The sequence below is a fragment of the Arachidicoccus sp. genome, from assembly GCF_050436765.1.
GTDB lineage: Bacteria > Bacteroidota > Bacteroidia > Chitinophagales > Chitinophagaceae > Arachidicoccus.
This window is the reverse complement of sequence record NZ_JBNQGD010000128.1, coordinates 18,432-28,621: the sequence shown is the minus strand read 5'-3', so window position 1 is coordinate 28,621 and position 10,190 is coordinate 18,432. Positions and strand designations below refer to the sequence as shown.

Genomic DNA, 10,190 nt, shown 5'->3' with positions numbered 1-10,190 from the left:
AGAAAGAATTGTTGCCGATCCCAATAACAATCGGCCCAGTTATATTGATTTCTTTCTGTTCGGTTTTAGATGAAAGTAATAAAGAGACATAAAAATAAATAGGTGATGTTTTATTTCATTGGTAAAAAAATCTTTTTCTTTTTGAGCTTTATACTGGCAGTACTTACGGGTATTGCTCAAGATATGAGTATGCACAAATACGCTAAAGAGGTAAAAGGTACACATGAATTCCGGTATACTAATCCGATTACACGGGATACGGCACTTTCTATGCGTGATTACTGCATTATTAAAGTGGGTGATAAATGGTATTGCACTGGAACATCTAATCCCGTATGGACGGGCCCAAATCCAGGAGTTCGTCTTTTAGTTTCAGACGATCTTATCCATTGGAAACAGTATTGCTGGTTGATTGATGCCAGCAAGCTTCCACCTGGTTGCCCTTATAACGGGCGGTTTTGGGCTCCGGAGATTCATTTTATAAAACATAAATACTGGTTGACTGTTAATAGCGGTAAGGTTACGGCACTTGACCCTAAGGGGATGAAGACCCATAGTATTTGGCTTTTTTCGGCCGATAGTGTTACAGGCCCCTACAAATTGGTAAATGGACCATTGACAAATCAGTATAATAATGACGCGACACTGTTCGAAGATGAAGACGGACAAACGTATTTGTATTGCAGTGGTAACGGACTTTTCCAAGCGAAAATTGATTTAAATACAGGGAAACTAATAACGCCGATACATAAGTTCCTTGATAAAAAGCAAGCCGGTTACCCCACCTGGATGGAAGGGGGAATTGAAGCTCCTTTTGTCGTTAAAAAAGACGGTATTTATTTCATGTTTTTCTCGACATGGACCCGTGGCTATGAAATTGGATTACTTAAAGCAAATTCTCCTTTAGGTCCCTGGAAGCTCGCGTCGCCAGAGCCAATTTTTGGAACCAGAAAAAGAGCGTATCGTCTAGCATTAGCTACAGAAGGTGGTTATGCTGGTTTGAAATTTCAGGATACGCAAGATCCTTATTGTGAAGCGGCCTCCAACTCTTTGTTTATTGGTCCCGACGGAAAATTGTGGAGCTCGTGCCACTATCTTATGGACGAAAAGCGCCCTTATCCGTACAGTCAAACTTTTTATCCTTGGGAAAAAACACCTCAGCTAGGAATTGAACCGGTACATTACAAAAATGGAATGTTTTATATAAATGGACCGACATGGACGGAACAGATAATAAATTACTAATAAAAATATTTAAAATTATCAATTAAATCAACAATAAAAATAATGATTATGAAAAAAATAGTCTTTGCGCTACTATCCTTTTTATCAGGATCAGTTTTTGCTCAAAATGCTACCATAAAAATTGATGTATCAAGGGTTATAGGGAAGATCAGCCCAAGAATTTATGGTGTGTTTATGGAGCCGATTCATTTTAATGGAGCTAAAATGGGGTTGCCTGATACGGTTCAATATAATACATTATATGGTACATTATATGACCCCAGTTCTCCTCTCGCCGATAACAATGGCTTCAGAAAGGATTACATTGATGCAATGAAGGAATTGAAAATTACCAATATGCGTTGGCCTGGTGGAAATTATTTAATGCAATACAATTGGGAGGATGGAATTGGTCCGCAGGACAAACGTCCGAGTCGGCTCAATCTCGCTTGGGGTGGGACAGATAATAACCATGTTGGAACAGATGAGTGGATAGAATTGAATAAATCTATTGGCAGTGAAAATGTCGTGTGTGTAAATCTGGGACTTGGGACTATTTTTGATGCGGTACACTGGGTGGAATATTGTAATTACCCCAAGGGCACTTATTATTCTGACTTGCGTGCCAAATACGGACATCCGCAACCTTACAATGTGAAGATATGGGATTTGGGAAATGAAGTAGATGGCGCGCCTTGGGAACTTGGGCATAAAGATGCGGATGATTATGTGAAGATTGCCAGAGAAGCAGCTAAGGCAATGAAGTCAGTGGATAGCAGTATTGAATTTGTTGCTTCTGGATCTTCAGATTATGACGGAACGGGTAAATGGGTTGATTGGAACCGTAAAGTATTAAATGGGTTAGGAGATAAGATAGGTTATATTTCCATTCATCGTTATTGGGAAAAATCTCCGGATTATTACACATCAATGGGCACGGGTGCAATGGATTTTGAACAAAAAATCAACGTAACAGCAGATGAAATCAATATTGCAAGAGCAAAAAATAATTTTGCTAATCCGATATACCTGTCGGTAGATGAATATGGAAGTTTTGGAAAGAATTTCTTAGCAGTATTGCCCTTGGCGCAGTGTCTAAATTCTTTTATACGTCATGCTGATGTTGTAAAGATGGCCAATTTTACCATGTTAACTTCTTTATTATCTAGTGATCCAGAAAAGGGAACATTTAAGTCTCCCATATTTTATACTTATAAATTATTTTCTAATAATTGTAAGGGTAGCTCTATTGACACCTATGTAGATTGTGATAAATTTAGTACAACGCAATATAAAGACATTCCTTATCTGGATGTGACCAGTGTTTATAACAAAGAAAACAATACGGTTATCATTAATGTTGTCAATAGAAATAAGGATAAATCAATTGGGACAAGCATTATCAACACTAATGGGGCATTTATGGGGAAAGCTGGAGTCAGTATTGTAGATTGTAAAGATGTAAATGCACCATTTAGTTTCGATGATAAAACACAATATATTCCTGTGATGAAAGATTTAGATGTCAAGGAAGGGAAATTGTCTTATAGTTTTCCGCCACATTCGTTTACACAAATCAAAGTAAAAGTTGATGAGTAGCCGGTGGTTTCTACTAATGGAAATTAATACCTACAATGATAAAATGGTGGACCAATTGTAGTAATATAAATAAATCTCGGTTTAATAAGTTGATCATAAAATATAAATATTCTCAGATGAAAAGGCTAATCATTTTCGCTTTTGTTCTCGTTATGACTTTGCGTCTACGCGCGCAGGATGGGCATCAGCTTTGGTTGCGAACTAACCAACCATTGTCGGTAAGGGTAGTTTGTGCAAGGCATTCTCCCACACTTGATATTGCTGAACAAGAATTAAAAAAAGGCTGGCACGGTACGCAAGGAGCCTCCATTAAATTAATAATAAGAAAAGATAAAGCTTTAAAGGATGGCGGTTTTCGATTAACTAAAAATTCTGTTGAGGCGACGACCGACATTGGTATTTTGTATGGAGTGTACAATCTTTTACGCTACCAGCGAACAGGAGATGAAACGGGGGACGGTATTTCTAATCCTTCTTATCAAATAAGGGTTTTAGATCATTGGGATAACCTCAACGGCACCATAGAGCGAGGTTATGCGGGTAATTCTATTTTCTGGCGCAAGACTGATCCGTTTGTCGTAACAGAAAAAGATAAAACTTTATGGCAGCAGTATGCCCGGGCCAATGCTTCCATAGGTATTAATGGAGCTGTGCTGGATAATGTAAATGCATCTCCAAAAATACTTTCCGACAATTATCTTAACAGGGTAAAATCTATTGCAGCCATCTTACGTCCTTATGGCGTAAAGGTTTATCTCTCTGTAAATTTTGCTTCGCCTATTTCTTTGGGCGGATTAAAAACAGCCGACCCATTGGATGCAAGTGTTATTGTATGGTGGAAAACTAAGATAAAAGAAATATATGGGCTGATACCGGATTTTGGTGGCTTCTTAGTAAAAGCCAGCAGTGAAGGGCAACCCGGTCCTCAGCAATATGGGCGCACACATGCAGACGGTGCAAATATGTTAGCCGACGCTTTGAAACCTTACCATGGGGTGGTAATGTGGCGGGCATTTGTTTATACTGCTAACGATGATGATAGAGCCAAGCAGGCTTATAATGAATTCAAGCCTCTGGACGGAAAGTTTAGAGACAATGTAATCATACAAGTAAAAAATGGTCCCATAGATTTTCAGCCAAGAGAGCCATTCAGCCCACTATTTGGTGCCATGAAAAAGACCTCGGTAATGCCAGAACTGCAAATTACACAGGAATATTTAGGACACGCTGTCTACTTAGTTTTTCTATCCACCATGTGGGAAGAGTGCCTGAAAAGTGATACCTACCAACAAGGAAAAGGCAGTACGGTTGCTCGATGTACAGACGGCAGTATTTATCCACAAAAATATACGGCTATTGCCGGTGTCTCAAATATCGGCTTAGATACGAATTGGTGCGGTCATCCCTTTGCACAGGCCAACTGGTATGCTTTTGGCAGACTAGCCTGGAACGACCAATTAACAAGTGCACAAATTGCAGATGAATGGCTGAAGTTGACTTTTTATAACGACGTCTCTGGGAAGTTCGGTGAGAAAGACTACAGAAGTGACTGGACCAAAAACTTTTTGAATCCTGTTAAGGAGATAATGCTGGATAGTCGCGAAACAGCGGTGAATTTTATGATGCCGCTGGGATTACATCACATAATGTCCGCTAACGGACACTACGGTCCTGGTCCCTGGTGGGCACCTAAAGGAGTGAGAGCCGATTGGACGCCACCCTATTTCCACCAAGCAAGTGCCAGTGGTATAGGTTTTGATCGCACCACAAAAGGCAGTAATGCTGTAAGTCAATATCATGAGCCACTAGCTTCTGAGTTAAATAATGTAGCCACCTGCCCCGAAATATATTTGCTCTGGTTTCATCATTTGCCCTGGACTTATAAAATGAAAAACGGACAAAGCCTGTGGAATGCCCTGTGTTATCATTATGACAAAGGTGTAAAAGAGGTACATGCATTTCAACAGAGTTGGAACAGGGTTAAACCATTCGTAGATGGCAATCAATTTAATTTGGTACAAATTAAATTAGGACAGCAATATGACAATGCTGTTTTATGGAAAGATGCCTGCATTCTTTATTTCCAGCAATTTAGTAAAATGCCCATTCCAAAAGATATTGCTCCACCTGTTCACAAATTAAAGGATATAATTGCCAACGAGTTTAAACACAGAAATAATTAATAATAGAATCACTAAAAGTATCAATAGAATGAAATTAAAGATGAATAAGTTAGGCCATTGTATCACCACAATTATTTTTTTACTGTTTGATCTTGCGTTTGTACAGGGACAGCAAAATGGTGTCGATTCGGCGTCTTTCTACAATGAAGTAAAGACTTATGTGAATCCTGTTTTGCCCGGAGATCATCCCGATCCAACTCTATTTAGAAAAGGGAAAGATTTTTATTATTGTGGTTCGAGCTTTCATTTTACGCCTTATTTGCCTATTTATCACTCAACTGATTTAGTGCATTGGCAAATTATCAGCAGGGTAGTGTATCCACAAAATGCAGATTTTGTGCAGGACAGGCCATCAGGTGGAATTTGGCAAGGGGCGCTTACTTACTTCAATCACTGCTATTGGGTCTATTTTTCTGCCAACGGTGACCAACAATGGTTTGCAAAAGCCAGTACGCCTTACGGCCCCTGGTCAAAGCCCGTACAAGTAAAAGCGGATTCAAATGGCCCTTTGGGTTACGACAATTCTATTTTTATTGATGACGATGGGCAACCTTATATGATCATTAAAAACGGTCAAAAGATTAATCGCATCCATGCCATCGGTAAAGACGGACAGCTCACAGGCAAAATGATAAATCTGGATTGGATAAATGCACATTTACAATATAGTTGGGCGGAAGGTCCCGTAATGTGTAAACGTAATGGTTATTACTATTATTTTCCCGCGGGCAGTGTTGCTGGTGGTCAATATGTTTTAAGGACAAAGGAATTGACAAGTGATTCTACGAAGTGGGAGCGGTTAGGAGATTTCTTTAAACCACTAGATGATCCTAATTCTCCTTTCAGAGTAGCCAACCATATTGGAGCACCTTTGCAATTGGCAGATGGTACTTGGTGGACAATTGCGCAAAGTTATGAGGACGCAAATGGTGATGACTGGTCAGGAACAGGAAGGCAAACTTCCTTATGTCGTGTTATTTGGGTGGGAGATCGTCCTTGGGGTATCCCTCCTACAAGTTACCCTGTTGTTCGTCCAAACCTTACACAATCAAGCGGTATTTTATGGCGTAGTGTTCATTCGGATTACTTCAATGAAGATAGTATAAATGTTTGCTGGCATTTTTTAAATAGGACGGCGGAAAGTGAATGTTCACTCCTTGGAAAGACGGGATGGATACGGCTCTCACCTAAGAAAGGGGAAAGAACACATTTGCTTCAAAAAGAAACAGACCATTATTACAACGCTATTACGCATGTAAAAATTAATAACAATGATACAACATCCAAAGCTGGATTGTATTTGACCAATGGTAACCAATCTGTAAATATTCAACTGTATCTTGGATATCAAAATGGCAGTAGAATAATATTGCAGATGGGTGAAACCATACGTAGTATTGCTAATACTTTTGGAAATACTGTTTGGCTCAAATTGGAAAGGAAAGCTCATATGATTACTGGTTATTATAGTGGTGATGGAGATGACTGGATTTCGCTTGGAGCTCCGATAAGTTCTATTGATTTGGACAAGGCGCAGCCAAAGTGGAATTCTTGGGTAGGAACCAGCCTAGGACTTTTTGCGGAAAACCAGCCCGCAGATTTTGATTGTTTCATATGTAAGGATGGCTTTTCAGCCATGCCAGCGGTCGGCTATAGGAATTATTTTGGTATTAAGAAGGTAAATACAAATGGTGCAATTGCCATAACAAATACTTCTGAATTGGGTGGCTGGGCTATGATTTCAGGGGTGGACTTGGGTAATGAAAACAAGGGTGCTACTAAAGTCACTGTTACTGCCTCAGCAGATACGCGAGGTTCTTTGCAGATTTGGTTAGATGATTTAAAAAGAGGTAAATTAATCGCGAAAATTCCGATTACTTCTGCAGAGGGAAAAAACGGCTGGCAGGTTTTTTCGACAGCCATTAGAAACATAAGTGGCCATCATGATGTATTTATGAAATTTGTGGAATGTGAGCCCGGGGACATCATTATCAAGTCAATTCAATTTTCCAAATAGCGGGCATCTTTTTCAATTTTGATCACCTAAAACAGATAGGTAGTTTTTTATTGCCTGTTTGTTAAGTAAAAGTATTTACGTATGAAATATTTGGCTAAAAAACTAATTATAGGTTTTTCACTAGCTATTCTTTTTCCACTATGGGGAACAGCTCAAAACCCGATTATTCAAACCATTTATACGGCAGATCCGGCACCAATGGTTTACAAGGATACGGTTTTTCTTTATACAGGTCATGATGAAGATCATTCAACTTGGTTTGATATGAGGGACTGGCATGTCTTTTCTACTACTGATATGGTAAACTGGACAGATAGAGGTAAATGCCTGGCATTGGGTAATTTTAATTGGGCGTCCAAGAATGCTTGGGCAGGACAGTGTATCGAAAGAAATGGAAAATTTTATTGGTATGTGCCGATGACACAAAGAAATGGCCGTATGGCAATTGGTGTGGCCATCTCAGACAAGCCTACAGGCCCTTTTGTAGATGCTCTGGGAAAACTGTTGGTTACGACAGGCAACGGAGACATCGATCCAACTGTTTATATTGATGATGATGGACAGGCCTATCTTTATTGGGGGAATCCAACGCTTTACTATGTCAAGCTTAATAAGGATATGATCTCTTACGACAAGAAGGTGGGTGTTGTACAGGTGCCTTTGACCGGAAAAAGCTTTAAACTAAGAATTCTCAATGCCGGCAAAACATTCAAATGGGCAAAATCTATTGATGGTTTAGCGGCTCATACCGTAAAAAGCGAATTTGATAATAAATATTACTGGTATGTAAGTGCTATAGATAAAAACACTGATAAGAAAGTTATCGGAGTTGCAGTAGGAGATAAGGCTAATGGACCTTTTAGGGATATTTTAGAGGTTCCTTTGATCTCAAAACAATGTGATAGCGGTGATATAAACCCTACTGTTATTTATGACAGCGCTAAGCAAGCGTATTTAACTTGGGGAAATTCAGTTCTACGATACGTTAAGCTCAATAGGGATATGCTATCTTTTGATAAAAATCTGGGTATAAGACAAGTTTCTTTAGAGCAGAGAAACTGGTTTGAATCTCAAATTAGTAATACAAAATATAGTACAGGAAAAAGATTTACCACCTACGAAGAAGGACCTTGGTTTTATAAAAGAAATAAGTTGTACTATTTAATTTATCCTGCTGGCGGCGTCCCGGAGCATTTGGCCTATTCTACAAGTACTGGACCCACGGGACCTTGGATTTACAGGGATACGATTATGTCCCAGATCATCAAAGGAGGTGCCTTTACCAATCATCCGGGAATTATAGATTTTAAAGGAAGATCTTTTTTGTTTTATCACGATGGAGCACTTCCTGGTGGTGGTGGATTTGATCGGTCCGTTTGTGTGGAAGAATTCAAATATAATGCAAATGGTACAATACCTAGAATTAATCCAACAAAAGCAGGGGTTGTTAAAAGCTTATCCAATGTCAATCCTTTTAAACGAGTAGAGGCGGAAACAATCGCTTGGGAAAAAGGTATAAAAACTATGTCTGGAAATGATGGTGGTGCATATGTTACTAATATAAGTGAAGGGGACTTCATAAAAGTACGTAGCGTCGACTTTAAAAAGGGGGCAGATTTATTTCAGGCAAGTGTAGCATCTGGAAATGCAGGTCAAATAGAAATACATCTGGATAGTCTTAAAGGTTTTTTGCTAGGCACTTGTCTTGTTAAGTCGACTGGAGGATTACAAAAGTGGCATACACAGTCTTGTATGGTAAATAAAGTAAAGGGGGTTCATGATATCTATTTTGTTTTTAGAGAAGCTGGAGACGATTTGTTCAATTTTGACTGGTGGGAATTTAAAAATTAAAGCTTTGACACTGGTTATGATACAGATCGCTGGGGCTTTAAATTTTGCTATGAGTTAATACAATTAACATTTCTTGGAAAACAATGTATCATCTGGTTATCTTTTTTTAAAAAAAATAAATGCAATCGATTGTATTTATTAAATATTTTACCTACTTTAGCATTTTAATTACAGACGAACATAAGTTATTTTGAAATTGATTGAGTTAAATGCAAGTTGACAGATAAAATATGTTGTCGCTGAATTAGCTGTAAACTGCATTTTAGTATCAAATATTTTAATTGTGTTTTATACATAATAAACGTTAGGCTTTTTGGAATTTTAATTGCAATCGATTGCAATTATACGGTTTAGATTGATGGATATTTTATTTAATAAAAAACATTGTTCTTTATGCAAAAATTTAATTTACGAAACATGATTGTTGCATGTATGCTTATGACAACGGTCAGTCTGCTTTCATCCTCGCTATTATTCGCTCAGGATGTTAGCACTGAACTTCATGGCAATGTAACTGATTCAACCGGAAAGCCGATAAACAGCGCTTCCGTCTTGAATAAAAAAACGAATAAAGGAACCTTTACAGATCAGCAAGGTAACTTTACGATTAAGGCTGTACAAGGTCAAACCTTAGAAATTTCGTTTATTGGCTATCAAACAAAAGATGTAGTCTATTCGGGACAGTCGAAAATTTCAGTGGTACTGTCCCAAACAGCTGCCACTAACCTTAACGATGTAGTTGTCATCGGTTATGGTACTCAGAGGAAAGAAGCGGTGACAGGTTCTGTAGCGTCCATCAGTGGAAGCAGTTTGCGGGAAGTGCCATCGACCAATATTTCTGACGCCTTGCAAGGACGTCTTCCCGGTGTAGCCATTTCTCAAACATCTTCTCAGCCGGGGGCTACTATGCAGATTCGTATACGCGGTACGCGTTCTTTATCGGCAAATAATGATCCGTTAATTGTACTTGACGGAATTCCTTACCCTGGATCTATAGGTGACATCGATATGAGCGATGTTAAAGATATCGCTGTATTAAAGGATGCTTCAGCAACAGCAATTTATGGATCTAGAGGAGCCAATGGTGTTATTTTAATTACTACTAATAAGGGGTTTCCCGATCAGAAGGCGCACGTAAGCATAAATAGTTATTATGGTGTAAATAAAATTTTAGAGGAATTTCCCATGATGAATGGTCCTCAATTTCTTGCGCTTCGTAAGGCCGCCGGTATATATATTAATCAGCAGGATGGAAGTGCTCAGTTGGCATCTTCAGAAAATGATAGTATCAATACTGATTGGCACAAATTGCTATA

6 protein-coding genes are annotated in these 10,190 nt (G+C 38.8%); all 6 read left to right on the top strand.

Annotation, left to right across the window (positions count from 1 at the left end; genetic code table 11):
* Window positions 1-141: 141 nt before the first annotated feature.
* Window positions 142-1,245, top strand: a complete 1,104-nt coding sequence (locus ACQR30_RS05355; RefSeq protein ID WP_429732355.1) for a glycoside hydrolase family 43 protein — start codon at window positions 142-144, stop codon at window positions 1,243-1,245.
* A gap of 48 nt (window positions 1,246-1,293) precedes the next feature.
* Window positions 1,294-2,823, top strand: a complete 1,530-nt coding sequence (locus ACQR30_RS05350) for an alpha-L-arabinofuranosidase C-terminal domain-containing protein (RefSeq protein WP_429732352.1) — start codon at window positions 1,294-1,296, stop codon at window positions 2,821-2,823.
* A gap of 116 nt (window positions 2,824-2,939) precedes the next feature.
* The gene (locus ACQR30_RS05345) at window positions 2,940-5,006 is read left to right on the top strand and encodes an alpha-glucuronidase (RefSeq protein WP_429732349.1); all 2,067 of its coding nucleotides are present in this window, start codon (window positions 2,940-2,942) and stop codon (window positions 5,004-5,006) included.
* 40 nt (window positions 5,007-5,046) lie between these two features.
* Window positions 5,047-7,023, top strand: a complete 1,977-nt coding sequence (locus ACQR30_RS05340; protein ID WP_429732347.1) for a family 43 glycosylhydrolase — start codon at window positions 5,047-5,049, stop codon at window positions 7,021-7,023.
* Between the two features lie 81 nt (window positions 7,024-7,104).
* Window positions 7,105-8,874 carry a family 43 glycosylhydrolase gene (locus tag ACQR30_RS05335; protein ID WP_429732344.1) on the top strand — a complete coding sequence of 590 codons (1,770 nt, stop codon included), beginning with the start codon at window positions 7,105-7,107 and terminating at the stop codon, window positions 8,872-8,874.
* A 393-nt stretch (window positions 8,875-9,267) separates the two neighbouring features.
* Window positions 9,268-10,190 (top strand): TonB-dependent receptor plug domain-containing protein (locus ACQR30_RS05330; protein ID WP_429732341.1); only part of this gene is annotated, 923 nt, incomplete at its 3' end.

What these genes read in the sequence shown, in the direction of transcription:
- ACQR30_RS05350 (WP_429732352.1), top strand. Translation starts at nt 1,294, where the DNA reads ATGAAAAAAATAGTCTTTGCGCTACTATCCTTTTTATCAGGATCAGTT.
- ACQR30_RS05345 (WP_429732349.1), top strand. Translation starts at nt 2,940, where the DNA reads ATGAAAAGGCTAATCATTTTCGCTTTTGTTCTCGTTATGACTTTGCGT.
- ACQR30_RS05340 (WP_429732347.1), top strand. Translation starts at nt 5,047, where the DNA reads ATGAATAAGTTAGGCCATTGTATCACCACAATTATTTTTTTACTGTTT.
- ACQR30_RS05335 (WP_429732344.1), top strand. Translation starts at nt 7,105, where the DNA reads ATGAAATATTTGGCTAAAAAACTAATTATAGGTTTTTCACTAGCTATT.